Raw genomic sequence first — 24,672 nt, 5'->3', positions numbered from 1 at the left:
TAGAACAAAAATCACCCTTTTACAATAAAAAACAATAATGATGATACAAGAAGAATTAAGAAATCAAACCGCCTCACCGCACCAACAACTGGAGAAATTGGTTGTCGCCAGATTAAAGCCGATCCGTAGCAATGCGGAATACGCAGATCTGTTGAAAATATTTTATAGCTATTTCAAGAATTTAGAAGAGGCCATTGCTCCATATATCACTAAAAATATATTGGCAGATTATCCCGAAAGGCGACATGCTGTTAGTCTTGCAGAAGATATTGTAGAACTTGGCGGAGATCTGAACGACCTTACCGAAGTGCCCGTTCCTTTCATCGATAGTACTGCGAAGGCGCTCGGTGCACTTTACGTAATGGAAGGTTCCGTGATGGGAGGGATGGTCATTGTTCGAATGCTGGCGAAATACGGAATAACTGAAGGAGTCTCGTTCTTCTCCGGCTACGGGTCAGAAACAGGTCAGAAATGGAATGCCTTTATTGATGCTTTGGGTGCAAATATTTCGGAAGAACATGCTGCAGATGCCATTTATGCAGCAAGAGACACGTTTGCCCGATTTGCTGATGCATTTCAAATCTGATTATCTATGGTGTCCCCGTTGTTTTTTGGTGTCAGCGGGGCGCCATTTAAGTATTCTAAAAATTATGTGTTATGATTGCTATGATTTTTTTTGAAAAAATGTTAGGCTTGAAAATCGAAACCCTTGGGAACCTGGGTAATATTTTCGACTGTTTTGTTCTTGTCGGGAATGACGTTGAGGTACTCGACGAGTTTGCCCTTTATCTGGAAAAGATGGATAAAACTGTTTATATCTGCTCAGAGATAGGTGAAGTAGTGCAACTAATCACAAAAGATGTAAAAAGCCGTATTTCTTAACCCAGAGCTCAAATCCGTTTTATTGGAGGTGGTCAGAAGGCAAAAAGACCTCCGTATAGCGCAGAAAGAACTGGGATGGCAGGCCGTTCCTGTTAAGGAAGCTGTAATCACCTGCGCAAACAGACTATTGGAACTACAAATCGTAAAATAATAGAAAAGCTCAAGGCTGCACTTTCTTTTAGAGGAATACTTACAGCAAGTGATATTGATCTGCTTGCAGAGTTTTAAATTACCTCAGGTAAAAGCAGGAACCTATATCGAAGAGCTCCATGAAGTAGCCTCTGAGATTCTCTTTGTTGAAAGCGGTATCTTACGTTTGCTTGGGATTGATGCATCAAGCAACGACGTCACAAAGCATTTTATCAAGGAACAGCAATTTTTTGCAAATCTTGAAAGTTACTATACCAAGCAGCCGGCGACAAATGCTATTCAGGAAGTTGTTGCCAGCAAGATCTATACGAAAGCTTTTTCAGCTTTTGAACGTTATTTTCAGACCATTCCAAATCTATATGTTTATCTCGAAACTCTTAGTAAGGCTTCGCTGTTGCAAAAAATAAAAGATAATGATTTTCTGAATTATGGTGCTTTATGCTTTGGCTTCAATTTATATTTAAAGGTTCTTTTTTTGTTATTAAGAATATATATCCTATGCTTGGGGTAAAACTATTTAATGGCTTTATAAGTTTGTTGAATGTGTAACTTTTATAGGAAGTTCCCCTCAGAATTTATATATTGCATCAATCAATTTTAAGCCACTATAATTTCGCAACATTATAAACCGTTAGCTATGCGTAGTATGAGTCTAGAGGATCTTTTTCTTTTGGTGAAAGAATCAAATGAAGGCGCATTTGACGAACTTTATCACCGTAGCTGGAAGAAGTTGTATGAAATCGCTTTTAGAAGGCTACAAGATGAAAATATCGCAAAAGAAATTGTTCAAGATATATACATTGACCTATGGGAGAAACGTGATCGCAAAACGATCCAAGATATAGACCATTATCTTTGTCAAGCTGTACGTTTTAAAGTGATTGACAAGTTTAGAAAGGAGAAAAAGTATTTTGACGAACTGGAAACACTGGTCGAAAAGTTGAGTGACGGATCAACTGCCGATGAGCGATATATATAAGTTGAACTCCAAACCATGCTCAACGGATGGATCGCACGTATGCCGCACAAGCGTAGAGCTATATTCCAATTACGATACAACGAAGATAAAACGGTCAAGGAGATCGCTAAATTGCTTGGAATATCTACCAAAACCGTTCAAAATCAATTGCTCAACACAACAAACACGTTAAAAGATCTGATCCATAAAATTCTTTTCATTTTTTTTTAATTTTTTTTTGGGAATTACCAGGGGTGACAACGACATATAGGAAAGGGACCATTATAAACCATCTGATATGTCTGAAAGGAAACGTCATGTTCGTGCAGTTTTAAAAGATCTTCTCGACCGATATATTTCGGGGAGTACGAATCATAAGGAGCAAAAGCTTGTCGAACATCTGTATGATGCCATGGACAGGGGCAAATCTGAGTCTGAAGATCTAGTGCGTATCGGTGAAGAAATCAAAGCAGGTGTGCAGCAGCGCATTGGAAAACGTAGGGTATCTGATTTCCGCTTACATACAGCCTGGTACACAGCCGCAAGTCTATTTGTGGTGCTGGGCATATATATATCTTTTCGGATTATCGACCATTACAATACCGATGACAGGCCGAAACAGGCAAATCTCCAAAATCCATCCTTATTCGTCGGCAGTCAAGAACATTTTGATCTATTGGATACATTGCCTCCAGGTAGTCATTACACGACAATAAACAAGGAAAAAGTACTGGCACTTGGCACACTCGCGCAAACGGTCGGTAACAGTAAACTACGGATTGAGAATCCTTCGCGACGAGTCTTTTCAGTTTTGTTGGACGATAGTACACAGGTATGGCTCAACTATATGGCATCACTAGAGCTTGATCCCAACTTCAATCAGGGCAACCGCTCTGTACATGTTAGGGGAGAGGTTTTCTTTGATGTGCATAAGCAGTATGCTATGGGACGGAAAGTTCCCTTTTTGGTTCACTCTTCCATACAGACCATTGAAGTTCTCGGTACCAAATTCAACGTTAATACCGCCAACGGCTTGGAGGAAAATGTACTGTTGAGCGAAGGCAGTATCCGACTTACACACAATCACTACGGCACCCAGGTGCTGATTAAGCCCGGTCAACAGGCTTTCATACAGAAAGATAAACCGAAGATTTTACTGATCCAGTCCAAGGATATCGAAAAAGCCAATGCTTGGCGAAAAGGCTTATTTTACTTCGACAATGAAAACTTTGCGGATGTCGTGCTTGAATTTGAACAGTGGTATGGAGCTGAGATTGATATCGAGCCAGCGATCGCAAATCTTCCGATCACGGGTATGATCAGCAGATATGAAGATATTCGGGAAGTCCTAAATATCATTAAAATGACCAATAATATAAACTATTCAGAAAAGAAAGGAAAGATATATGTAACACAAGCAAATCCGTAAAAAAAATTAGGAATGCTGCTACATTCCTAATCGTGCCGTAAAGGCTTTGGATAATGATCAACTATTAATCAATTTTCAAATGTATAAATTACTTATGACATCCCGCAAACAAATTAAGTTTGCGCGAAACTTTTTATGCCTTTTTTTGGGCTGTCTTGTCTGGTTATTTAGTTCAGCCAGGCCATACTTTGATATCCAAAAAAACATTACCCTAGATTTTAACAACCTGTCAGTAAAGCAGGTATTTAAAGAGCTAAATTCCAAAACGGGATTAAAATTTATTTATTCGCCAAACGATATTGACGATTCTAAACGTATTTCGATGACGTTCAGAGATCAGCCGATAAAGGTGGTTCTGGATCGGATTTTTTCAACTTTAAGAGTTTCTTATACCATAAACGACAATACGATCATCGTAAAGCGTTTTGCTAGGCAAGCTACATTACAGGAGGAGCGTGTGGCAGTCGGCCGTGTGGTCAACAAGCGCCAGGTCGCCCTCGCCAGGGCGACTGTGAGCAGCGGCCAAGGTAAAAATACAACTTCTACTGATGAGGATGGTCAGTTTACGCTCAAATTGGACCCTCAGGATAGCTATTTTATAGTGAGTTTGGTCGGCTATGTAAGTCAACGCGTGGCGCTAAAGGCAAGTGGAGATTATACTGTAGTGCTCGCCGACAGCGTTAGCGCGCTGGATGAAGTTGTCGTCGTCGGTTTTGGTACACAACGGCGAGCTTCTGTGGTAGGGGCCATCACAACTATTGAACCCAAACGACTGCAGATTGGAACTTCCCGTTCTATGAGCAATAATCTTGCTGGACAACTGGCGGGCATCATCGCGGTACAGCGCTCCGGCGAACCAGGGTATGATAACTCGAATTTTTGGATACGTGGTATCAGCACTTTCGGGGGAAGCCGTAGCCCATTGATCCTTGTCGATGGAGTAGAACGTTCGTTGGACAATATGGATCCCGAAGAGATCGAGTCATTTTCGATCTTAAAAGATGCCGCAGCAAGTGCGGTCTATGGTGTTCGTGGCGCAAATGGAGTGATCCTGATCAACACCAAAAGAGGAAAGGTGGGAAAGCCCAATGTTTCTGCCCGTTTTGAGCAGGGCATCACATCTCCCGTCCAGCTCCCTAAATTTGTTGGGGCTGCTGATTATCTGGAAGTCATGAACAGTATCCGGGAGGAGCGGGGTGAACAGGGATTATATTCTAAAGAGCGAATCGAAAATATCCGGAACCAAACTGATCCAGATCTTTATCCAGATGTCAATTGGCTCGATGCTGTACTCCGCGATCGCGCTGGCAATTCAAGAGGCAACGTGAGCGTCAATGGGGGCTCGGATATCTTGCGTTATTCCTTGGTTACCTCCTATTATCGCGAGGGTGGTTTGATCGAACGTGATGAGAAACAGGCATGGAATTCTTCCTCCCGTTTAAACCGTTATAATGTACGCTCCAATGTGGACATTAATGTCAGTCCGACCACACTCTTCCGGCTCAATATTGGAGGCTATCTGCAGGATCGGACCCGTGCGCCGCAAAGTGTGGATGACCTATTTCAGGAAGCATTTACGATTCCTCCATATGTCCATCCCACCATTTATTCTTCAGGTGAGATACCACGTACGCCACAGCGCACAAATCCCTGGGCTTTGGCCACGCAACGTGGCTATGAACGCATCAGCGCTAGCAAAATCGAATCTTTATTTGCTGTAGAGCAGGATCTTTCATTTTGGCTCAAGGGATTAAAAGCAAGGGGGCTTTTCTCGTTCGACAGGTATTCAAACACGTCCGTTGTAAGAAGTAAAAGTCCCGATTATTATAATCCAGCGATCGGGAGGGACGAAAACGGAAAACTACAGCTTGTGATTGACAGCTATGGACAAGAGTTTTTAGGTTATGAAAAAAACTCAGACTGGGGCGATAAAAGCATGTACCTCGAAGGAGCCATCAACTATACCCAGTCTTTTGGCAATCACAATGTAGAAGGTATGTTCCTGTACAATCAGCGTAACTACGATAATGGTGATCTGTTGCCTTATCGGAATCAAGGAATAGCCAGCAGGTTTTCCTACAACTATAACAATAGGTATATCGCTGAGTTCAACTTTGGTTATAACGGATCCGAAAACTTTGCTCCCGGCAAACGTTACGGTTTCTTTCCTTCCTTTGCCTTGGGTTGGTACATATCTGAAGAACCATTTATGCAACAGCTGAAAAGTACATTCTCCAAACTCAAACTTCGCGGTTCGTATGGACTTGTCGGTAACGACAAGCTTGATGGCCGTCGGTTCGCTTATATCACGACCATTAATGAGACTGGCGGTTACTCCTGGGGCTTAAACAACGACTTTAAGCGTGCAGGCCGTATGGAAGGCGATCAGGGGAATAGTAACCTTACTTGGGAGACAGTAGCCAAATCCAATATCGGTGTCGAACTCGGTTTATGGCGAGCATTAGAATTCCAGCTTGATCTATTTAATGAGAATCGCGAAGACATTTTTATGCAGCGCCGCTCCATTCCCGGTTCCAGTGGTTTTACCAATGCACCATGGGCAAATTTTGGGCGCGTCAACAATAAAGGTATATATATGTCACTTGAGTTGAACAAACAGCTGAATCCAAATTTCTTCCTTTCCGTGCGCAGCACCTTTACCTATGCCCGTAATAAGATCCTAGAGCAAGATGAGCCTATTGCAGTGGTTGGAAGCGCACGTTCCTCTACCGGCAAGCCGATTGGGCAGCTGTTTGGCTTTATTGATGAGGGACTGTTTACTGATGCTGATTTTTCAGATGTGTCCACTGGTACACTACGTCCCGATATCCCGCGGCATACCTTCGGGCCAGTGCGCCCCGGCGATATCCGCTACCGCGACCTGAATAATGATGGAGTCGTCGATGCACTTGACAGAACAGCAATTGGCGGTACCGAAGATCCACAGATCGTATTCGGTTTTGGCTCCAATCTGCGGTACAAGGCCATTGATTTTGGCTTCTTTTTCCAGGGAATTTCGCGGACCTACCGCATTATCGGTGGTTCTAATTTTATTCCCGGAAGTGCCAATGGTGCCATGGGAAATATGTTTGACAATGTTTCAGACAGATGGACTGTGAGCAACCCCAGCCAGGATGTCTTTTACCCTCGGCTGTCGGATTACCAAAGTGCCAATAACAATCTGGCGTCTACTTGGTGGTTACGCGATATGAGCTTTGTTCGTTTGCGCAATGTTGAGGTGGGGTATAGCTTACCGTCACAATTGCTGGATCATCTTTCCATCCGAAATTTTAGAATATTCTTACGTGGAAATAATTTGTTAACAATCAGTGATTTTAAGCTTTGGGATCCCGAACTGGGTTCAAATAACGGCATGCGATACCCAATAATGAAATCGGTATCGATGGGTCTAGAGTTAAATTTTAAATAGCATTAACCAATGATGAAGATGAAAATACAACATAAGATTACCCGGGTAATAGTACTGGCGGCTTTGGGTATCACAGTGGGGGCCTGTTCGAAATATCTTGACAAAAGCCCTGATGATCAGCTTACCCTTGAAATGATTTTTAAAGATAAGACCAGAACGGAGGATTGGCTGGCGGGTATATACAGCAATGTGCCCGATCCCTATTGGGGAAATACGCGGACATTGGGCTGGGATCCTCTCTCTGATGATATGGCTCCGTCTACCGGTTGGGAGCAGTTTGGCTGGTCTGTTATTGGTATGCAGACCGGGAACTGGAATCCGAGTACATCCTGGGACCCCAATTATTGGGTGGAGCTTCCCAAACGTATTCGTTCGGCCTATATTTTCCTTGACAATGTCAAGCCCAACCCTGCGCAATTGGTGACCGAAGAAGAGGTCAACCTAATGAAGGGAGAAGCCCGCTTTATGATCGCCTATTATTATACACTTCTACTTGAAACCTATGGTGCGATACCATTCCATCTTGGTTTGACAGATCCCAGTGCGCCTGCTGAGGAACTGATGATTGGACAGACTCCCTTTGATCAGGTGGTACAATGGGCAGATAAAGAACTATTGGATTTATCGGAAGTTCTGCCCGCAAGGTATAGTGCGGCACAAAAGTATGGTCGGGTAACTTCCATTATGTGTCTGGCGGTCAGGGCACGTCTTCTTTTATTTGCAGCAAGTCCATTGGTCAATGGAAATACATCCTATGCCGGTTTTACCAATAACAAAGGTGAGGCGATATTTAATGCTACTTATACGGCAGATAAATGGAAATCCGCAGTGGCAGCGTCCAAGCTCCTTATCGAAAAGGCTGAGGCAGTCGGGCACAAATTGTATATAGAATATAACAGTGACGGTTCTGTTGATCCATTTCTATCCTATCAGAACATGTTATTCCGCAGGCCACAGGACGGCAACGAAGAGATTCTTTTTGCCCGGCCCGACTGTAATTTCGGGGAGTATGACCGCCATGCGCAGCCTAGAGGAACTGGTGGCAATGGGGGATTGGGGATTACGCAATCATTGGTCGATGCCTTCTTTATGGAGGATGGCCGGACCATCGACGATCCATTGTCCGGCTATCAGGAGAAAGGTTTTTCAAAAACTGCAGAAGTCAGAAATACACGTTGGGCCGAGTCCCAGGGCAATGGCAAGGTTACGTTGGAGGGAACTTATAACATGTATACCCATCGCGAGCCGCGCTTCTATATTTCTGTATTATACAATGGAGCTTGGTATAGGAGGGAAAATCGCACCACCCAGTTTTATAGCGGCAACTGGGATGGAGGGCCTACCCACGATGCGCCACAGAATGGCTATCTCATCCGGAAGAAAGTTCATCCAGACCATGACCCCCGCAATAACACAAATCCTTACCGGCCGGGTATACTTTATCGTTTGGGAGAGGCTTATCTGAATTATGCCGAATCCCTCAACGAGACGGAACCCAATCATCCGGATATCTTAAAGTATGTTAATTTGATCCGCGTGCGTGGCGGAGTTCCACAATATGGCAACGGAAAGGATGCACTGCCCGTACCAGCTTCGCAAGAGGCGATGCGCAAGGCCATCAGGAATGAACGTCGTGTAGAGCTCAACAATGAAGGTATCCGCTATCGCGATATTCGACGCTGGAAGATAGGAGAGACCACACTGAATGGAAATTTTTATGGGATGAATTTTTCCGGAACTGAAAAGGACGATAATGAGGCTAATCCCAAGGCTTTTTTCAAACGTTCGGTCTATCAAAAGCGCATTTTTACTGCTAAAAACTATTGGTTTCCAGTCCCGCAAGCTGAAATAGACAAGAATCCAAATTTGGTACAGAATCCTGGATGGAACTAGTGCGGAATATGATTTTTTGCGTAATATTAAGCCGCTTGGGATTGCATCCTAAGCGGCTATTTTTTTCCAACTGTTATCTTTCAATGATCGGCATCAGAGCAGATTCACCGAACTTAGAAGACCTGAATTTAAGGTCGAAACCACCTGGCCATTGCTGCGTAGCCGGGAGGTTTACTTTCTCCGGTTTACATCAGTGCTGGAACATGGACTGCATATATAACGTATTGCATCTCGTTCGTGGTCTAATATACTGTTGATAATAAACATGGTAAAATGTATTTGCATGGACAGGTTCGAGATTATAAGCAGTATTGTAGCAGATCATCAAATTTATTCATACCATTGATATATCAATAATAAATAATTAAGGAGTTACGAAAAGAAATTACAGAATCCTACTTCCAGCCATCGATAACCTTATCGGGAAATGGACCGTGGCAAATGACGATCCTAGAATGGCCGTCGATGGTTCCGTTACGTACAAATTCAACTCAGATATGACCTGTATTAAGAATATCTATAATGCGCTTTCAAATCGAGATACTACCATTAACAGAACTTATGTATTGAGCAATGATAAGATTTTGGTTACGCTCTACGATGAACGCAAGATATATACAGAATAGTATCTGATAAAAAAATTGAATGAGAAGGAAATGAAATGGGAGAACGCTTCCCCAAATGACTGTAACGAGAATAAAAGGTTAGTTCGATCTAACCATCAATAAATTTCTTTAATTATGCTTATGTTACTGAGGTATGACAGCCCAGCAGACCTTGAAAAGGAAATCGAGATGAGCTTCCAAAAATGTTCCCCATTGGCATGGAGCAAGCGTTGATTCTCATTTTGTGCAGGTGGCAGTTACAGGACGTGAGAAAGGAGAGACCGTCTGGCTTCACGAAGTGACAGATGAAAAATATCGCACATAAAAATAGAAGGATCCAGTTATCAAAAAACTGGATCCTTCTATTTTTATGAATATTCATTATTTATTTGTCACTTTCAAATCCCTAAAAAATCCTTCCGTTCCGATATCCACAAAAAGACCAATAGCCCCAGTTTTATCGGGACCCATTCTGAGATCATTGACAATCAGATTGGGCTCTTTGGCGTCATCAATAAATAACTGAGCTGTTTGGCCCTTTACCTCGATTTTTAATTTGATCCACTGATTGAGCGCAATAGGCGCGTAGGATTCGTATTGACCTGGAGCGGTGGCACGTGAATCCGTAAATTTAAAATTTGGATAGGAAAAGTATTGAACAGTCCGGTTTCTTCTCAGCTGGTCATTGGCGATACTATTTGTTGGACGTACATAGATACTTTCAAATCGGGAATTATCTTCATTGATCCGAAAAGCCAGACCGATAAAACCTCTGGCATGAGCAGGCGCATCGGGCAGCAGTCTTGACAAAACTTTTACCTCTATCATACCATCTTTAAAGTCCAGATCATTGATCCTAACATAGGTTGCTTCATCATCAGCAAGTACTTTTGGCGATTTGATTACGCTAACAGCTCTTTTTCCATTGATACGTGTCATTGACATGGAGGTTTGCACCGGAGTAAGCCGCTTTTCTTCCAGTTTTATTTTTTGTGCAGATACTGTATTTACAATTAACCCTATTAATAGAACGATTGTATAAAATCGCGCGTAACCCATTTTGTAAAGCTTAACCTTCTTCATATATTATTCTTTGATTAAAAACTCGTACAAAGTTACCCAACTTAGTCCTTTAGGATGCATGAACAATCTTAAGAAATACCCTTAAACTAGTTTAAGGATTGAATTTAGATCATGCTCACTGTTTTTTACCCGAAGCCTTTTTTCGGATCTTGCTCAGAAATTCAGACGTGATGCCCAGGTAGGAGGCGATCTGTGTGCTCGGAAGTCGGTTGATCAATTGAGGGTATTGTTTCTGAAAGACAACATAGCGTTCATCTGCGTTGGTACTAATATTCAGAAGAATACGGTTTTGATATTCCATTAGCTTCCGTTCAATGATGATCCTAAAGTTGCGGTCAAATTTATGGTAATTAGTATATAGATACAAAAGATCTTTGTGTTGGATCTGTAGTACGATAGCCGGCTCTACCGCTTCGATGTATAGTCTGCTTGGCTCTTCATTATAAAAACTTTGAAAATCTGCGATCCAATCACCTTCCGCAGCAAACTGTAGATTATGTTCCCTAAAATTAGTGTCTATAGCAAACATCTTAAAGCAGCCAGAGACAACGAAATAATAATGGCGGCAAACTTCCCCTTCCTGAAGCAAAAAAACTTTTCGCTTGACTATTCTTTGTGTAAAGAGACGTTTTACCTCATCCTGTTCGTTCGTACTGAGCGGAAAAAATTGCTTGAAATTATCAATTAGCATTTGTAATGGATCTTCAGTAGGCTGTATCTGTTCCAACATGATTGTGTTTTAGCGCTAAAATTATATCTTAATGTTAAATATACTATTTTTGTTCCCATGTTAGAATTTGTCTACTGGTACTTTTTTCGACGGTACATGGCGTAATTTTCTCCATGGAGGAATTCTACTGATGAACGGTTTGCCAAAGTGGATGTCCATCAATAACAAAACCACTATAATTCCTACAATTGTCATCAATCCGAATCTCTCGCGGCCGGCCAATAGCAGAGCCTGCTGATTTACCTTTGCATATAGCGCTTTCCCGGCAATTTTAGCGGCGTCTGTACTGGTATGTCCCATTCCCAGTATTTTGCTACATGTACTCCGATGTAAGTCTGAGGCTAATTGGTTAAATTGGCCTATCTTCGTCGCTAACTTATTTTGATAATCTAAAGTCCGCCAATACTCCGCATAACCTATGAGCGAGCTCGGTATGAGACTTCCCAATGCATTTCTGACCATAGCAAGATAATAGAGTACCTGTGTAAAAATATCAAGTTCAACATTCCTGGTCACATATTTTCCTACACCGGCAAAAACGAGCATATTTCCGAAACCTCGTAACAAGTAGGGGAGTGTAAGGATTCCGGCCTCAGTATAGTTTCCCAACGTGAAAAAGATCATAAGATAATAACCTGTCAGCGAAGCAAAGGCGATCATAAAAAATATTTTGAAAGAACCATTTATTCGTAAAAAACCAGTAGTAACTAAAAAGAGCGCCCAGAACGATGCCAATAATAATCCACCAGTTCAACATTCCAACCTGCTGGGATGGACGGCTTCAATCGGTGAATTAAGGCTGCTCATAAAACGGTAATTTAAATGTGGCCGAAATATCCTTGTTTTCAGTAAATCCGCAGTCTTTTAGCAAGTAAAATGTACCGGTTACCGTTCCTGCGATGTAATCATCGCCAGACTCCATGATCGTTACTTTGCCGCTGAATTGCTCGGTCCCCGAGCAGGGCCTATAAAAGTTCCACAACATGACCCGGGGATTACCTTCGCTGAATGTCATGTAAAATTCTCCTGGCCCGCGGCCTGCAGGGTAGGTCTTGCCTGTTAAGCCGTTGCAATAAATATGGACACTTTTACCTGATTTTACATCTACACCTTCCAACAATAAGGATAAGTCTCTGACCCGTACCCCCATTTTGCTGCTCTCAAAAGGCTGCCCGCCCACGATCCCTTTGAAGTAGGCGTCTGCTGTCAGTTGGAGCGGGGTAAGAAAAATCATTTTACCTATTGGTAGCTTACCACCCGGATATCGGGGGTCGGGTAGGCTACCTTTGGCAGTGATCTCCACCTGCACCGTGACCGTCCTGGAAACAGGGACTGATTCTGGTGCAATATAGACTGCTTTTGCAGGTAGGCCGTGTACATTTTTCTTGATTTCGAGCTTGCCCGGCCCCTCAACGATCTTCCAGGTGATGGATGCTACAGTCCTAGGATGTAGATCCTCAAGCGCGCTGAGCGGCCATTGATCGACGTCTTTGGTAGCCTGCGGAGCCAATAGGCTGGTCTGAAAAAGATCCAGTGTCACCTGGTCATTTTTTTCGATTATTTCGCGATCTTTCCGAAGGGTTATTTCTTCAAAGAAAATCCAGTCACTGAAATGGTCACTTGTAACAGAGAGCGTACCCGCCTGTTGGTCCAGCATAGTGGGCAAAGCACACCAGACCCCATCTGCGCGCTGGTAGGCGATGAGCAATCCTTTCTCGGCACCTTCCGTAACCTTCATTTCTGCATAACGGAAGCTGATCGTCACCGGTTTCGTAAAACGGATTCCTTCCGGTAAAATCCGGAAGGCAGGCCGATCTATTCCTTCCTCCAGCGTATTCGTTATTGGAAGGATGCTGATCTCGGTGGGGACTTCAATGCTTCCCTCAGGTATGGTGATACGCACGGCTTTATCGGTGGTTTCGATCACGCCTCCATTTTTGCCTATCATTTTGACTATGGGAGCTCCGGCTGGTGTACCCTTCGGTTTCACAGCTGGAATTCCTGTTCCGTCATCGGAACGGCCGTCAATTTCTTTCGGCCCTTTGCTGCAGCAGATGCCGAGCAGCAAAAGGGGGATGGCCCAAATTAAAAGTATTCTTCTTTTCATTGAATCAGTATTGTTTAGGTGAATATTGGTCGAGTGTTGTTAAAAGTTCGTTCAGGTCGGGTGCTGACAAGCCATCACCATCGGTCATCTTCCAGAATGCCAATTGGATGGCGTTGTAAGGTTTCATCCATTCGGGTTCTATGTAGTCTTCGTCAAAAGCATCCCAGGGGTTTTGATGTTGAACAAGTTTCAGACCTGGCCTGTCATTGAGCAGCGAAATGAATTTTAACACTTCGGGCTCAGTAGTAACAACCGAAGGCCGGTACTTGCCTTTACCGATCACGTAGTTCTTTGTGTCATCAGCGAAGTTATCTTCCCACGGAAAGCCCCGGGTGGCATTCATACATGCAACACCTAAATATACAGTGGTCGTGTCTCCCTCGGTATCATGTATATTTGGCGGTACATTAATACCTACTCTGCCCATAAGCATGCCGTTTTGTATACCACTGGGGGAGATATTTAACATGATGAGGCCCGGGGGGAATTCAACATGTCCGCCATCCCAGGTAGGATCGCTGACTATATTAATGTCAGCATAGAAGGTATTCATGTTGCCAAATAACCGCTCGATCGAGGGATCGAACGGATAACTGTCCCGCGAGACAAACCTGAGTCCTTTCGGTAGCTGAAAGGGGATACCTTCAGGATTCCCTTCCTGCTTACCAAAGCCCGCAACAGACTGGACACTGCCTATCTGCTCAAAAGGCAAGCTATCTCCCTTAGGCTTGTTTCCCTTGTCACAGCTCATCAAAAAAAGGTGAAGGAGCCCCCATAAAGGCTATGCTTCTTAAACGATTCCGATTGTTCATAAATTTTTTCCTTTTTAATTAAATCGCTAGTTTGAACGGTAGTAAGTTATGGTATCCCATAAAAATTAAAGTACCTTCGACAGTGCTATGCAGGAGGATATTTATCGTGATATTGGTATACCTGTGGTACACGAGTGCCATCATGATACCCCAGCAAAAACTGGACATAATCCCATTAACCGCCAAATGACCGGAAAGCATGCAATAAAGAAGGGCGCTAATGCTGATAAAAATCCATTTTCCCTTGATGCCGGCCCGTTGCAATTGCGTATAGACAAAGGATCTGAAGTATAGTTCCTCGCCTATGGCGGTGATAACGGCAGTCTGAAGCAACAGCGTGATTAATTCAGTCCGGTCGCTGGATAGCGGTATGGTCAAAGTGTATTTTAGCTGTTTTTCCACTAGCCAGGTATTGTCCATGGACTGTAACGCTCCCATGATGCAGACGGCGAAAAAGTAAATCAACATCGTTCTGTTGATATCCAACAGCGAAGCGAGTCTGAAATTCACGGTCTGAAAAGCTCCTTTTTGCAGGTTTAGACCGGCTACAACGATTAAGGTGACCAATAGCGTCGACTGCCAATACGGGAGATAGGGATTAAACATGAGTGCATTTGCAAATAATAGGAGTACGATTGGGCTAAGCTTACTTAGGGGCTTACTACCGCATGTCGCTGATGTGATGAATTTCATTGATGTCTGCTCAGTTCATTTCAATATTTAGAGGCACTTCTTTCCAGTTGCCAAACCAGACCAGACACTCGGGATCGCCGGGAATAAAGGTAAATTCTGCTTTTCGTAACGCTTGCTTCGGCGTCAGGCCAAATTCATCTTTCAGGTTGATTCCTTCCTTCATGAAAATGGGCGCTCCGTCGCCGGTTTCTATTTCGATCGAGTAACGTCCCAGGGGAATGTTATTGATGTAAAGCTCACTGTTCAGTACCTGTTTTTTGATGACGAATGTGACCTTTTCGTCTGCATGTACCAGGTCGAGCGGAGTCAATTTGACGACAATGACGGTGCCGATGGGGAAACTTCCCGGCAACGGAAGGGTCTCTGTTCGCAGGCTATAGGAGAGGTGCACTGAGCCTCCCATATAGCTCGAGGGCCATTGGGGCGATTCGGCGATCTGATCGGGCCTGCCCTCGCCATATGGGAGCAGGGCAAAATTCTTTACAGCCCCGCTGCTGGAGGCAAACTCATTCAACGTACTGTCGGCAGGAAATAGAGAGACAAACGCCCGGCCACCCTCATGTAGCATATTTAATTTGGCTCCCCAGATTTCGGTATGGCCAACGGGAATCTTTACTTCGTAGTAGCCTTTGGAATCACTTTTGGCAGTGGCCGAGCTGTAAAGTCCCCCGGCGATAGAGGAGCGGACGCCGATCTCCGCGTTGGGGACTGGACGGCCAAAGACATCTTTTACATATCCGCGCAGTATGCCCGGTTTCACGTCCAGGGGCGCGAACTTTGGTAATTTGGGGCGTTGTTTTTCCATAACGTTGACATACCGCCGGTTTCCGGAAACATTCATGCTCTTGTTCCGTGCGGGAAGCTGCGAAAAGGGCAGCTGTGGTCTTATTTCTTCTTGAGGATGGGGATCCTCGCCGGCATTCGGCGGGTTATTGCCTTTTGAACAGGCTGAAACCATCAGACAGCTGAAAAATAGAGAGGCCATCCGTACGGTTTTTCTAGGGTTGATAAGTTTGTTCATAGCTAATTTTTTTGCTAAGTTATCCAGCGGACCTTTAGGGCGGCACCTTTTTCGATGAATGGCGCATTACAGGTGCCGAGCGGCGTAAAATAAGGGTAAACGAAATTCACCGCATCAGTTCAGGGGTCAGAATATACCGTTTGTCTCCCTGACAGGCTGTTCATCGTTTATTGGGATAAGGTATTGCTGACCGGGCGATCTTTGAAAAAAATATACGACATGAAAATGATCAGATTAAACGTATTCATTCTTTCGCTGGGCCTATTGGCCCTGTTGAGCGCGGCATGCCAAGCCAGTGGGGGCGGGCGGCCGAACAGTACCTCTTTTGTAGGCAAAAAATGGCAGATGGAAAAATTCACGGTATCGCCAAGTATTGATTGGGATCTTGATGGCGGCAAGGACACTGACATCTTTGCGTTGCTCGAACCCTGCGACAAAGACGACTTTTTGATCCTGCGGGAGGGCGGCATTGTCATCCGCGAGGGGGGAGCAGAAAAATGTGACGAGGACGAAGACTTGCAGTGGGAAGATGGCACCTGGAAGTATGATGGGGCGACCAGCATGCTGACCTTCTTAAAGGAAGGAAAGCAGGAGGTATCAAAAGTTCTTAAATCAAATTCGGAAAGCCTTATTCTGGAACATCATTTCAAAAGCACCAAAGGCGAGGAACATGTGCTTACTGCTGTCTATCGGGTTAGAAGATAAGGTGTTTAATGGTGGGGAGATAACTTCTCCCTACGGTGAGTTCTGTGCCGTTGTCCATGAGAAGAAAAGTTTTTCCGATATCCCGGTAGAGTTCCGAAATGTGCTGCACATTAATGGCGACGGATCGGTGGATACGGAGAAACTTCTCTGGATCAAGTCTCGATGCCAGGGAGCTGATACCTGACGAACTTAGGTACATCTCGGATGACGTATGAAGCTCGGTGTAGTCACCGAATGCCCGGAGGAAAATAATATCGGATACATCGATGTTGCGGTATCTTTTCTTGAACTCTACAAGGATCCTTTCGGGAAAGGCTGATTTTTTTCCGAAGGTTTCCCCCAGCATAAAAGAAGATTGAACAGAGTGGGTATGCAGTTTTTCCATGGTCCTTTCAAACCGTTCCTTGGTATATGGCTTTAGGAGGTAATCGGTCGCATTCGTTTCAAACGCCTGAAGGGCATATTTGTCGTATGCAGTGGTAAAGATTATCTGCGGCACATGGCCGATCTTCTGCAGGACTTCAAAGCCATTGGCCCCCGGCATCTGAATGTCAAGAAAGATGAGATCAGGCTCAAGCCGGTCTATCTGCCCGATGGCTTCCAGCCCATTGGCACATTCACCCGCCACATAATACGTTTCAAATGGTTTCAGATACTGCCTGACCAGCACCCTGCCGTGCTCTTCATCATCGATGATTAAAACTGACTTTTTTGCCATGGGATCATACTTTTATGCAAGATAAACAGAATTATTGTGTTGTCCTTATTTTTCGACAGACGGCATTATAGACAGATGAAGGTTAAAAATGTAGTGCTGAATCAACATAGTAGGTAAAAAAAACATAAATTAAGGTATAATTTAGAAATTTATGACATATCCGGGGCATTTAGGTAACCCCAAAAGGGAAATATTGCTTTTTATATTCGTTTTGCTGGTGATGAGCGCGCTTTATGCCACACCGCGTCTCTTTGCGGGCGGCTTTTCGCTCGGTTTCTTAAAAGAACTGCTGGTTGATTGTCTGATCATGGCGGTGGCCTGCTTTCCGGTCTGGTGGTTACATTTCCGCAAATGGACGACGCTTCCGATGAAAACGCGCTTTGCCCTGCATCTGCTTACTGGCATTTTGTATTATGCCAGCTGGGTGATTCTTTATCAGTTCTACAACCGATGGATAGGGGTACCGGTCATGACGGGCAGACAGATGATACAGAATATCGGTCCCAATCTCCTTTTTTATATCCAGGTATTCAGCTCGCTGCATATTGATCTGTTCTTCCGCGAACGGGAGTATCAGCAGAACAGGGAAAGAGAATTACGTGAATTTGCCCATCGAGCAGAGATCGAAAGCCTTAAGGCACAGATCCAGCCCCATTTCCTGTTCAATACGCTGAATAGTATAAGTGCATCGGTACCAGCAGAAAATGAGCACACCCGAGTGTTGATTGCTCAGCTGGCAGATACCTTTAGGTACGCGCTGCGGTCTACAAGGGAGGAGCTGGTTCCGCTCTGGCAGGAACTCGATTTTTTGAAAAATTACCTGCTGCTGGAGCAGAGCAGGTTCGGAAAAAGACTTGAATTTGAAATTTTGGCCGACGACGGATGCCGGCAGGTCAACATTCCCCCGATGCTGCTGCAACCTCTGGTGGAGAACGCGATTAAGCATGGTATAGAACCTGCGGTATATGGAGGACAGGTAAATATTACCTGTAAACTTGACCGTGGATTTATCCATTTTTGCATTCGAAATACGGGTGCTCCTTATGCCGGAACGGTTCGGGAAATGTTTAATGCAGATGGAGTCGGGCTTTCAAATACGGCCAAACGTCTATCGAACCAGTTCGGAGAAAATCTTCATATTGAGCTCGACGAAAATGGTGCGGTCGCGGTATCCTTTGCTCTTCCGGCTAGGCAGAGCTAGACTGCCTTGAATTTTGGTGTGCTCTGATAACAACAATTTATTCCAGACCGGCTTTTTTTTATCATTCCGTGGATAAGACCAAAAGAGCTATTCCCCCGTAACGGTTTTTATGTCGTTTGTCTACCGATATGTGCGTCTTATCGAAAAGATCAGCATCCTAACCACAGGACGACGATATTTGTCAACAGTTAGTAATACTAGTTTCATTTCATATGTGGCATGTCGTGATGATATTCCGATGTTTATTTAAGAATTGCCAGGGCCTCCAAAGCCCTTGGTTTTTTTTATTGGCTCCTTTTATTGCCAATCAACAATCTGTTACTGGATATAGGGCAATCAAAGTCTATTGATGTGATATACATCAACATTCTTGAAAATGAAATAAAGCCAGTTAAGCAGCTTTATAGCAGAAAGAAGAAGGATGAATATCTGTATGACAATCTCGATACAGTATTTTCCTCGTCGATCACAGTCGATCAGAAAGGCATTGTAAAGAGCTATCCCGGTCTATTTGAATTAGTTTTGGAAGATTAGGGAAGATAAAACAATCCCTATTCACATGGGATTTAAGAGTCCAGCAACAGCTTTAGATCTTCAATCACTTTTGACCAATATTCTCTCGTCACTTCACGCTGACTTTCATTTTTTAATTTATCAACATGAAATGAAATTGTTGTTTTATCTTGATTTTTCGAAGGAATAAATCTGATCTGTAAATTGGCATCTTCTGTGAAATCTTTGTGCCTCCACTTTGTCCGGATATGTGAATATTTATTAAAAGTTGAAAAACCCTGGTCTACGCCTTCAGACCAATAACTTAATCCCCGGTCTGAAAAAACGATATTCCACAGTGTTTCCAGGTTCGCTGGCATAGTTTTTCTGATTCCGAACTGCCAGCCTGCATCTTTTGTTAATCCTACGTTATTTTTCATGTAATTGTGTTTCTTGCTGAAAGCAATTTCGTATTTGAATATAATTATTTCTTTTAACGGAAGCAAATGCCCTGACCGGAAAAGTCCCCACACCTTTAAATTTTGGTGGAACGGCTGTAAACGTAAAATTCTCAGCCGGTAATTTATTTAAATTGCAGAGATGTTCAACGATTAAAATCCCGGCACCCAATAGCACCGTATGGACAGGTCTTCTTCTCCCATCCGTGTCATCTATATTATGGGAATCAATACCTACAAGTTTGACCTTACAGTCCCGAAGATACATTGCCGCCTGTTCGGTAAGAAATGGATGGTTCTGATAATATAGCTCCGTATTCCAATGTTTATCCCAGCCGGTCTGTATTAATACAGCCTTATTCCTGATTTCTCTATTTTTAAGATGATCTTCCGTAATTTTCAGGGTTTCTGTAAATGGTATATGGATCATCACTGCATCCAGCTGTACAAAATCCTTTAATGCTGTTTGAGCTGTGTCTTTGCCATCCGCAAATCTATGAAATGGACAATCGATATAAGTTCCGGTGTTAGAGATCATCTCTATTTTTCCAATTTGAAAAGATGTATCGCTGTCATAGTTCTGTTTTGATTGTTCTCTGGAGAGATAGTCGCAAATAATCGGTGCGGGTAGCCCCTTGTAAGTTATCAGGCCATCTTCGATTGTATGACTTAAATCTATTAAGACATCTTCCACCACACTTTCATCAATTGGCTTACGTTTATGAGATTCAATGAGGATTTCTTTGTTAAGGATATTAACTTTTCCTACCATTAGCAACTGCATATCTTCAACGATGTAGTCCGCCAGGGCACTGTCAATGATATCGTCTCCGGATATATCTAATCTGAAATCTTCCCCCTTGATACTACCACCGTTAGTAAAGAATATCTCGAAGTCAAATTTTACTCTTTTTTCCATAGGATATTTCAATTTTACTATGACAAAAGTGTGGAAATCTAAATATTGTTTACTTGACTTAGATCAATTTGATTGAGTTTTTTACTCCTGATTCTACTGAGTGTTTCAGGACTCATCCCAAGGTATGACGCGATATGGAAAAGCGGTATCCGATTATCTGCATCCGGGAACTGTTTTAGAAAATAGTGATATCGTTCATTGGCATCCAAAAGCAGAAAGGAACTCTCTCTTCGGCATTTTTTGATATATTCTTTGGCTAAAATATTATTCAATAAAATATTCCATTTGGTATCCTCCCGGAGCAATTTATCAATGACTTCCTTTGGTATGCTTATTAAATCACATTGTTCAATGCATTGAAAATGCAAATTGGTTTTTTCCTGGGTCAGATAACTTGTAAACGCAGTAAAAAAATCATTTTCAAAAAAGAATTCGGTATTGATTTCTTTATAATCTTTCTGATAAAAACTTCTAACAGTTCCCTTTTCTAGAAAAAAAAGCCGATCGGCAACACGCAGCGGTCTGATCAGGTTATTTTCCTTTTCTGCGGAAAAAATGCTGATACCATCCTTCAAGAGTAAAATCTCCTTATCATTCAAAGGGAACAACTGCCTAATAATTTTAATTAAATGATATAATTGAGTATCTTTCAAGCTTTATATTTTAAAAATTCCACAATTGATGCATATTCTTGTCAATGTAGATAAAATATTATTAATGAAAATAGTAAAAATTCTTCAATTGGATATATTTAATTTGTTTGACATGCCCCAAATACATAAAAATGAAAATTAAACCTAATTATAGATTTTACAGTCTCCTTGTTTTATTGCTGTTCTCAGTACAGTATTTACCTGCCCAGACTAGGTAATCTTGTCAATAGTCTTGTCGGTAGTAATATTGATTATACACTTTTAGGTCCTTTTGTTAAAGGAGGTCATATTATTAATAGCAACATTACATCGAATAATGTCGATCATGCGCAGCGTTATTCCGATACCGGAACCAATCCTTCTTACAATTCCAAAGGTGCTGTTCATGCTGATCGATTTGATAAAACAATTATTAGCAACAATAATTTCACGATCAGTTCCGGATCTTCCATCTTGTCCGAGGGACTCACGAATTCCAAAATCCAGGGCAATATCTTTAATCGGTGGGGAGTAGCCAAAGCGGCAGCCGTTGCCTGTATCGTATTGGACTCAGGTGCGAATACTCTCTCTAAAAGCTATGGCAATGAAATTGATGGAAATACCTTTTATAATACATTGAAAGTTGGCGGATATCTATTGGAATCAGGTACCTTCGATACAAACAATTTCTGGGGAAATGGTAACCGGATCCGGTTGGAATCCCAGGCAACTTTGACAGCTCTGTTCAATACGCCAAATTTTAAATTGTCCCAATCGGTAAGCTTTAGGCGTAATATCGTTTCGGGGGAGAATATTGGCGATGCAAGTAGCGAGACTTTCAGTATCTCTGGTTTATATAATATTACCAATGATACCATTGCAGCAAGCACGATCGGCCTTCCAATTGGAGTAGCCGGAACATTAAAAGTTGAGGTGGCTAATCTTGTTGCGACACGTTATTACATGCCTTATAGATCGATAGGTAACAGTAATATCTATATTCAGAAAATTTCGCGTAATGTTGCTGGTGAATGGCTAACGATAATAACATCAGAAAATGAAGCATCTGTCGATGCCGTTGGTGCAGTGAAAAAATCTGGGGCAGTAGCTGATGTGGCTTCCCAAAATGCAACGGACTTGCTGACAGCTTTAACCTTAGTCAATGAATTAAAAACACAGTTTAATTTAAAACTGGCATCTGATCGGGCTAGTGGGCAGCAGGCTTAGAATAAATAATAATCCACATCTGGCTAGATGTGGATTATTAATTTGATCAAATACTTTATATGCTTTTTTTCCAATCCTCCCTGAGGATACTATACACGTAAGTTCCTTCACTTTCTCCATAAGATTGAATGTTGTAGTTTCTTAAAAATCCCTCCTTGATGGCGCCGATCTTTTCTATAGCTTTTTGTGATTTGAGGTTTTTGATATCGACTTTAAATTCTACTCTTCTTAGGTCCAGACTGTCAAAGCAATAATCGAGAAGAAGGCTTTTGCAGCTAGCATTGATACCCGTTCCCTGAAATTTTTTTCCAATCCATGTCCAGCCTATTTCCAATCTTTTATGTTGAAAGCTAATATTTCCGAACATTGTTATTCCGATTGGATCCTTCGTTTTTTTGTTTATGATAATTAACGGGTAAAGTTCTTTTTCTGTCCTTGCACCTAGATTGAAGTTGAAATATTCCATTAAATCATTTCTGTTCTTCACCCTCGCTCCAAATTCGCCCAATTCTTTGTGAAAACTAATAGACTCAATGCTGTCAATATCATTTATAGTCAAAGGGCGTAATATGATCGAATCATTTTCAAGAATCAACTCGGATGAGAAAAATTTTTCTAAAGTCATTGGATAATGGCTATTTGTGTTAAGCTAATATAGATAAAAATCCCAAGACCAACCTAGTGGGTGTTATATCATTGACATCAAATTCAGACCAATAGAACATGAAGCGAAGAATGTTTATATATTGGGGAGTCTATCAGCGTTGGCTTTTATCTGTTTTGTTGTTTTTAGACCACGTGCATTACAAAAAATACCCAAAGACGATCAGCCTGCAGAGGTAGTCCATTTTGGCTCGATCCAATTTTATCCCCATGAAAAGCTATTGAGGATAAATAATGAAAATATAGATCTGACTCGGACGGAAGCAAGGCTAATGCATATTTTTGCTCTATCCCCTAATGAGACGATATCTAGGAGTCGGTTGCAAAAAGAGATATGGGAAGATGAGGGGGTGATTGTTGGGCGCAGCTTGGATATGTTTATTTCCAAACTCAGGAAAAAATTGGAAACAGTTCCCGATATCAATATTGTTGTGGTGCGTGGTAAAGGCTATAAGCTTGAAACTAGATTTTAATGTAAGTATGCCGAAGGAGATCTACTTTACCGGGTATTTATCATTCAAGCAGCTATGTTTGTACTTACTTTCTTTGTTCTGAGTTATCTATTAATGGCAAAAAGTAAATAAAAAAGAGCGGTTGATAATGAGGATGATAACGCGATGATAATCACTATAACAACAGTGCGATATTAAAATAAACATCTTTATACCTCATAAAATCTTCATAGTTGACACCAAGCGACAATCCTTTTGCAAAAAATCTGCTATTAAAATAGATAGACTTTGACAGATCAATTTTATAATTGGTTCGACCTTCGAATAAGGATGCCGATATTCCGGCATTGATATTAGGTTTCGTAAATCCTTTTGATGCAGAAAGATAGACACCACCTAGGTTACCTTCTTTCCTCAGATAATCTATACCGCCTCCAACTTTAAAATTGTTCTTAAGCAGCAAGCCGTACATGAGCTGATGATTTTCAAACTTCTTGGTAGCATTCTCTATAGTGATCTTTCTCTTCTGGTAGTTATAGGCGATATAATCAGTAAGGTTAGTCTTTTCATAGAAGATTTTACTCTTAGCTAGGGCGGTGTGCAAATGGTAAAAACCATTCCCGCTGAAATTATATTGCAGTGATGCACCCAAATTCACTTTTGTACTTCCTATGTATCCTGCATTATAACCGGTGTAAAAACCATAGGGTAGTTTTGTCGCAGCGCTATAGCCCGCCCAAAAACTGTTCGAAACATAGCAGATTACTGCCATTCCACCAGTATGATAACACCCTTTACGGGGTAATGTGTTTTTGAATGACTGGAAGGCTTCTTCCAGTCTTAGCGTATCCGATAAGTTATTCACGAAATCCGAAATTGCTCTTGCTTCCGACAGCCCATGTTGAATGGAGGGTGTCCAATAGCTTTTTGCACTGTAATTCCCATTGTATGCCTGTTCTATGATATAGGTTATACCGTCAGCCCCCTTGCTCCATCCCTTTATCTTTTCACCTGTAGGTATATTTAGCAACTTAAGATTCAGAAAAAGTTCATAAGCGGCCTTTGCCTGATCAGAGGAAAGGGTCGCTTTATTGAATAAGGTATCTGTTCTGTAATCAGTGGATTTTTTTTGATGGTATATATAGTTCGTTACGGTACCTATAATACGTGTGCTGTCTGCAGTGATATCGATTGCCTGTCCGCGAACCCAAAATCTAAAAGCAAATTCATGATTAGACTTTTTCAGATCTGGCAGTCCTAATTTTTTCGACAGCGATTCTTGGTGAATATCAATTGTAGCCGTATTATCCTCCATCTTTTTAGATTGTGCATATACATCCTGTAGCTGCAAGAGAAAACCTACCAATAAGATCGCTGCTCGAATATGTATCATGTCAATATTTCGCTGTTTT

Annotated in this window: 26 protein-coding genes; 13 read left to right on the top strand and 13 right to left on the bottom strand. The window is 42.3% G+C overall.

What is annotated here, in order from left to right; translation table 11 throughout:
* Positions 1-37 precede the first annotated feature (37 nt).
* The 8 genes from HMAT_RS12200 to HMAT_RS12165 all read left to right on the top strand — a co-directional run bounded on the left by HMAT_RS12200 (position 38) and on the right by HMAT_RS12165 (position 8,742).
* A complete protein-coding gene (locus HMAT_RS12200) occupies positions 38-586 on the top strand; it encodes a biliverdin-producing heme oxygenase (protein WP_233789218.1) in 549 nt (182 codons plus the stop codon).
* Between the two features lie 71 nt (positions 587-657).
* On the top strand, positions 658-882 hold the full coding sequence (locus HMAT_RS12195) for a hypothetical protein (RefSeq protein ID WP_104382957.1): 225 nt from the start codon (positions 658-660) through the stop codon (positions 880-882).
* A 214-nt stretch (positions 883-1,096) separates the two neighbouring features.
* Positions 1,097-1,543: a hypothetical protein gene (locus HMAT_RS12190; protein WP_104382956.1), complete on the top strand. Its 447-nt coding sequence runs from the start codon at positions 1,097-1,099 to the stop codon at positions 1,541-1,543.
* A 126-nt stretch (positions 1,544-1,669) separates the two neighbouring features.
* Complete coding sequence (locus HMAT_RS12185; protein ID WP_104382955.1) at positions 1,670-2,011, top strand: RNA polymerase sigma factor; 342 nt, start codon at positions 1,670-1,672, stop codon at positions 2,009-2,011.
* A 15-nt stretch (positions 2,012-2,026) separates the two neighbouring features.
* Complete coding sequence (locus HMAT_RS27760; RefSeq protein WP_104382954.1) at positions 2,027-2,221, top strand: sigma-70 family RNA polymerase sigma factor; 195 nt, start codon at positions 2,027-2,029, stop codon at positions 2,219-2,221.
* A 67-nt stretch (positions 2,222-2,288) separates the two neighbouring features.
* Entirely contained in the window at positions 2,289-3,419 is a 1,131-nt protein-coding gene (locus HMAT_RS12175; RefSeq protein ID WP_104382953.1) for a FecR family protein, read from the top strand.
* Positions 3,420-3,498: 79 nt separating this feature from the next.
* A complete protein-coding gene (locus tag HMAT_RS12170) occupies positions 3,499-6,849 on the top strand; it encodes a SusC/RagA family TonB-linked outer membrane protein (protein WP_199768611.1) in 3,351 nt (1,116 codons plus the stop codon).
* A 9-nt stretch (positions 6,850-6,858) separates the two neighbouring features.
* Complete coding sequence (locus HMAT_RS12165; RefSeq protein WP_199768610.1) at positions 6,859-8,742, top strand: RagB/SusD family nutrient uptake outer membrane protein; 1,884 nt, start codon at positions 6,859-6,861, stop codon at positions 8,740-8,742.
* Between the two features lie 986 nt (positions 8,743-9,728).
* Here HMAT_RS12165 and HMAT_RS12155 read toward each other — a convergent pair.
* The 7 genes from HMAT_RS12155 to HMAT_RS12125 form a co-directional block, all read right to left on the bottom strand.
* The gene (locus HMAT_RS12155) at positions 9,729-10,430 is read right to left on the bottom strand and encodes a DUF1080 domain-containing protein (protein WP_233789217.1); all 702 of its coding nucleotides are present in this window, start codon (positions 10,428-10,430) and stop codon (positions 9,729-9,731) included.
* A 115-nt stretch (positions 10,431-10,545) separates the two neighbouring features.
* Positions 10,546-11,160 (bottom strand): Crp/Fnr family transcriptional regulator, encoded by a 615-nt coding sequence (locus HMAT_RS12150; RefSeq protein WP_233789213.1) that lies wholly within the window; start codon positions 11,158-11,160, stop codon positions 10,546-10,548.
* A 60-nt stretch (positions 11,161-11,220) separates the two neighbouring features.
* Complete coding sequence (locus HMAT_RS12145) at positions 11,221-11,820, bottom strand: hypothetical protein (RefSeq protein ID WP_104382952.1); 600 nt, start codon at positions 11,818-11,820, stop codon at positions 11,221-11,223.
* 133 nt (positions 11,821-11,953) lie between these two features.
* On the bottom strand, positions 11,954-13,267 hold the full coding sequence (locus HMAT_RS12140) for a hypothetical protein (protein WP_104382951.1): 1,314 nt from the start codon (positions 13,265-13,267) through the stop codon (positions 11,954-11,956).
* 4 nt (positions 13,268-13,271) lie between these two features.
* Positions 13,272-14,018, bottom strand: coding sequence for a hypothetical protein (locus tag HMAT_RS12135; protein ID WP_104382950.1), 747 nt, complete (start codon positions 14,016-14,018; stop codon positions 13,272-13,274).
* A 79-nt stretch (positions 14,019-14,097) separates the two neighbouring features.
* Positions 14,098-14,772 carry a CPBP family intramembrane glutamic endopeptidase gene (locus HMAT_RS12130; RefSeq protein ID WP_104382949.1) on the bottom strand — a complete coding sequence of 225 codons (675 nt, stop codon included), beginning with the start codon at positions 14,770-14,772 and terminating at the stop codon, positions 14,098-14,100.
* Between the two features lie 10 nt (positions 14,773-14,782).
* Positions 14,783-15,793 carry an Ig-like domain-containing protein gene (locus HMAT_RS12125; RefSeq protein ID WP_158655805.1) on the bottom strand — a complete coding sequence of 337 codons (1,011 nt, stop codon included), beginning with the start codon at positions 15,791-15,793 and terminating at the stop codon, positions 14,783-14,785.
* A gap of 219 nt (positions 15,794-16,012) precedes the next feature.
* Between HMAT_RS12125 and HMAT_RS12120 the strand changes: the two genes are divergently transcribed.
* Entirely contained in the window at positions 16,013-16,498 is a 486-nt protein-coding gene (locus tag HMAT_RS12120) for a hypothetical protein (RefSeq protein ID WP_104382947.1), read from the top strand.
* Here HMAT_RS12120 and HMAT_RS12115 read toward each other — a convergent pair.
* On the bottom strand, positions 16,488-17,216 hold the full coding sequence (locus tag HMAT_RS12115; RefSeq protein ID WP_104382946.1) for a LytTR family DNA-binding domain-containing protein: 729 nt from the start codon (positions 17,214-17,216) through the stop codon (positions 16,488-16,490). The genes HMAT_RS12120 and HMAT_RS12115 overlap by 11 nt on opposite strands.
* Before the next feature lie 307 nt (positions 17,217-17,523).
* Between HMAT_RS12115 and HMAT_RS12110 the strand changes: the two genes are divergently transcribed.
* Positions 17,524-18,417 (top strand): sensor histidine kinase, encoded by an 894-nt coding sequence (locus HMAT_RS12110; RefSeq protein WP_233789210.1) that lies wholly within the window; start codon positions 17,524-17,526, stop codon positions 18,415-18,417.
* Positions 18,418-18,717: 300 nt separating this feature from the next.
* Positions 18,718-18,951 carry a putative glycolipid-binding domain-containing protein gene (locus HMAT_RS12105; RefSeq protein WP_158655804.1) on the top strand — a complete coding sequence of 78 codons (234 nt, stop codon included), beginning with the start codon at positions 18,718-18,720 and terminating at the stop codon, positions 18,949-18,951.
* Between the two features lie 32 nt (positions 18,952-18,983).
* Here HMAT_RS12105 and HMAT_RS12100 read toward each other — a convergent pair whose 3' ends face one another.
* From HMAT_RS12100 to HMAT_RS12090, 3 genes are read right to left on the bottom strand one after another with little or no spacing between them, the layout of a single operon-like run.
* A complete protein-coding gene (locus HMAT_RS12100; RefSeq protein WP_104382943.1) occupies positions 18,984-19,349 on the bottom strand; it encodes an SRPBCC domain-containing protein in 366 nt (121 codons plus the stop codon).
* Positions 19,339-20,286 (bottom strand): cyclase family protein, encoded by a 948-nt coding sequence (locus HMAT_RS12095; RefSeq protein WP_104382942.1) that lies wholly within the window; start codon positions 20,284-20,286, stop codon positions 19,339-19,341. Before HMAT_RS12095 ends, HMAT_RS12100 begins: the two co-directional genes overlap by 11 nt.
* A 38-nt stretch (positions 20,287-20,324) precedes the next feature.
* Positions 20,325-20,939 (bottom strand): Crp/Fnr family transcriptional regulator, encoded by a 615-nt coding sequence (locus HMAT_RS12090; RefSeq protein ID WP_104382941.1) that lies wholly within the window; start codon positions 20,937-20,939, stop codon positions 20,325-20,327.
* Positions 20,940-21,107: 168 nt separating this feature from the next.
* On the opposite strand from HMAT_RS12090, the gene HMAT_RS12085 reads away from it, so the two are divergent.
* Positions 21,108-22,145 (top strand): hypothetical protein, encoded by a 1,038-nt coding sequence (locus HMAT_RS12085; RefSeq protein ID WP_104382940.1) that lies wholly within the window; start codon positions 21,108-21,110, stop codon positions 22,143-22,145.
* Between the two features lie 55 nt (positions 22,146-22,200).
* Here the strand turns inward: HMAT_RS12085 and HMAT_RS12080 are convergent, their stop codons facing one another.
* Positions 22,201-22,770, bottom strand: coding sequence for a GNAT family N-acetyltransferase (locus tag HMAT_RS12080; RefSeq protein ID WP_104382939.1), 570 nt, complete (start codon positions 22,768-22,770; stop codon positions 22,201-22,203).
* Between the two features lie 139 nt (positions 22,771-22,909).
* Here HMAT_RS12080 and HMAT_RS12075 point away from each other — a divergent pair, with 139 nt between their 5' ends.
* On the top strand, positions 22,910-23,281 hold the full coding sequence (locus tag HMAT_RS12075; RefSeq protein WP_199768609.1) for a winged helix-turn-helix domain-containing protein: 372 nt from the start codon (positions 22,910-22,912) through the stop codon (positions 23,279-23,281).
* A 154-nt stretch (positions 23,282-23,435) separates the two neighbouring features.
* Here the strand turns inward: HMAT_RS12075 and HMAT_RS12070 are convergent, their stop codons facing one another.
* Positions 23,436-24,653 (bottom strand): hypothetical protein, encoded by a 1,218-nt coding sequence (locus HMAT_RS12070; protein WP_104382937.1) that lies wholly within the window; start codon positions 24,651-24,653, stop codon positions 23,436-23,438.
* Positions 24,654-24,672 lie beyond the last annotated feature (19 nt).

The organism is Sphingobacterium sp. HMA12, from assembly GCF_002933815.1.
Classification (GTDB): domain Bacteria; phylum Bacteroidota; class Bacteroidia; order Sphingobacteriales; family Sphingobacteriaceae; genus Sphingobacterium.
This window is presented reverse-complemented; position numbering and strand designations above follow the sequence as displayed.

What these genes read in the sequence shown, in the direction of transcription:
- HMAT_RS12200 (WP_233789218.1), top strand. Translation starts at nt 38, where the DNA reads ATGATGATACAAGAAGAATTAAGAAATCAAACCGCCTCACCGCACCAA.
- HMAT_RS12195 (WP_104382957.1), top strand. Translation starts at nt 658, where the DNA reads ATGATTGCTATGATTTTTTTTGAAAAAATGTTAGGCTTGAAAATCGAA.
- HMAT_RS12185 (WP_104382955.1), top strand. Translation starts at nt 1,670, where the DNA reads ATGCGTAGTATGAGTCTAGAGGATCTTTTTCTTTTGGTGAAAGAATCA.
- HMAT_RS27760 (WP_104382954.1), top strand. Translation starts at nt 2,027, where the DNA reads ATGCTCAACGGATGGATCGCACGTATGCCGCACAAGCGTAGAGCTATA.
- HMAT_RS12175 (WP_104382953.1), top strand. Translation starts at nt 2,289, where the DNA reads ATGTCTGAAAGGAAACGTCATGTTCGTGCAGTTTTAAAAGATCTTCTC.
- HMAT_RS12170 (WP_199768611.1), top strand. Translation starts at nt 3,499, where the DNA reads ATGTATAAATTACTTATGACATCCCGCAAACAAATTAAGTTTGCGCGA.
- HMAT_RS12165 (WP_199768610.1), top strand. Translation starts at nt 6,859, where the DNA reads ATGATGAAGATGAAAATACAACATAAGATTACCCGGGTAATAGTACTG.
- HMAT_RS12155 (WP_233789217.1), bottom strand. Translation starts at nt 10,430, where the DNA reads ATGAAGAAGGTTAAGCTTTACAAAATGGGTTACGCGCGATTTTATACA.
- HMAT_RS12150 (WP_233789213.1), bottom strand. Translation starts at nt 11,160, where the DNA reads ATGTTGGAACAGATACAGCCTACTGAAGATCCATTACAAATGCTAATT.
- HMAT_RS12145 (WP_104382952.1), bottom strand. Translation starts at nt 11,820, where the DNA reads ATGATCGCCTTTGCTTCGCTGACAGGTTATTATCTTATGATCTTTTTC.
- HMAT_RS12140 (WP_104382951.1), bottom strand. Translation starts at nt 13,267, where the DNA reads ATGAAAAGAAGAATACTTTTAATTTGGGCCATCCCCCTTTTGCTGCTC.
- HMAT_RS12135 (WP_104382950.1), bottom strand. Translation starts at nt 14,018, where the DNA reads ATGAGCTGTGACAAGGGAAACAAGCCTAAGGGAGATAGCTTGCCTTTT.
- HMAT_RS12130 (WP_104382949.1), bottom strand. Translation starts at nt 14,772, where the DNA reads ATGAAATTCATCACATCAGCGACATGCGGTAGTAAGCCCCTAAGTAAG.
- HMAT_RS12125 (WP_158655805.1), bottom strand. Translation starts at nt 15,793, where the DNA reads ATGAACAAACTTATCAACCCTAGAAAAACCGTACGGATGGCCTCTCTA.
- HMAT_RS12120 (WP_104382947.1), top strand. Translation starts at nt 16,013, where the DNA reads ATGAAAATGATCAGATTAAACGTATTCATTCTTTCGCTGGGCCTATTG.
- HMAT_RS12115 (WP_104382946.1), bottom strand. Translation starts at nt 17,216, where the DNA reads ATGGCAAAAAAGTCAGTTTTAATCATCGATGATGAAGAGCACGGCAGG.
- HMAT_RS12110 (WP_233789210.1), top strand. Translation starts at nt 17,524, where the DNA reads ATGGCGGTGGCCTGCTTTCCGGTCTGGTGGTTACATTTCCGCAAATGG.
- HMAT_RS12100 (WP_104382943.1), bottom strand. Translation starts at nt 19,349, where the DNA reads ATGAAAAATAACGTAGGATTAACAAAAGATGCAGGCTGGCAGTTCGGA.
- HMAT_RS12095 (WP_104382942.1), bottom strand. Translation starts at nt 20,286, where the DNA reads ATGGAAAAAAGAGTAAAATTTGACTTCGAGATATTCTTTACTAACGGT.
- HMAT_RS12080 (WP_104382939.1), bottom strand. Translation starts at nt 22,770, where the DNA reads ATGACTTTAGAAAAATTTTTCTCATCCGAGTTGATTCTTGAAAATGAT.
- HMAT_RS12070 (WP_104382937.1), bottom strand. Translation starts at nt 24,653, where the DNA reads ATGATACATATTCGAGCAGCGATCTTATTGGTAGGTTTTCTCTTGCAG.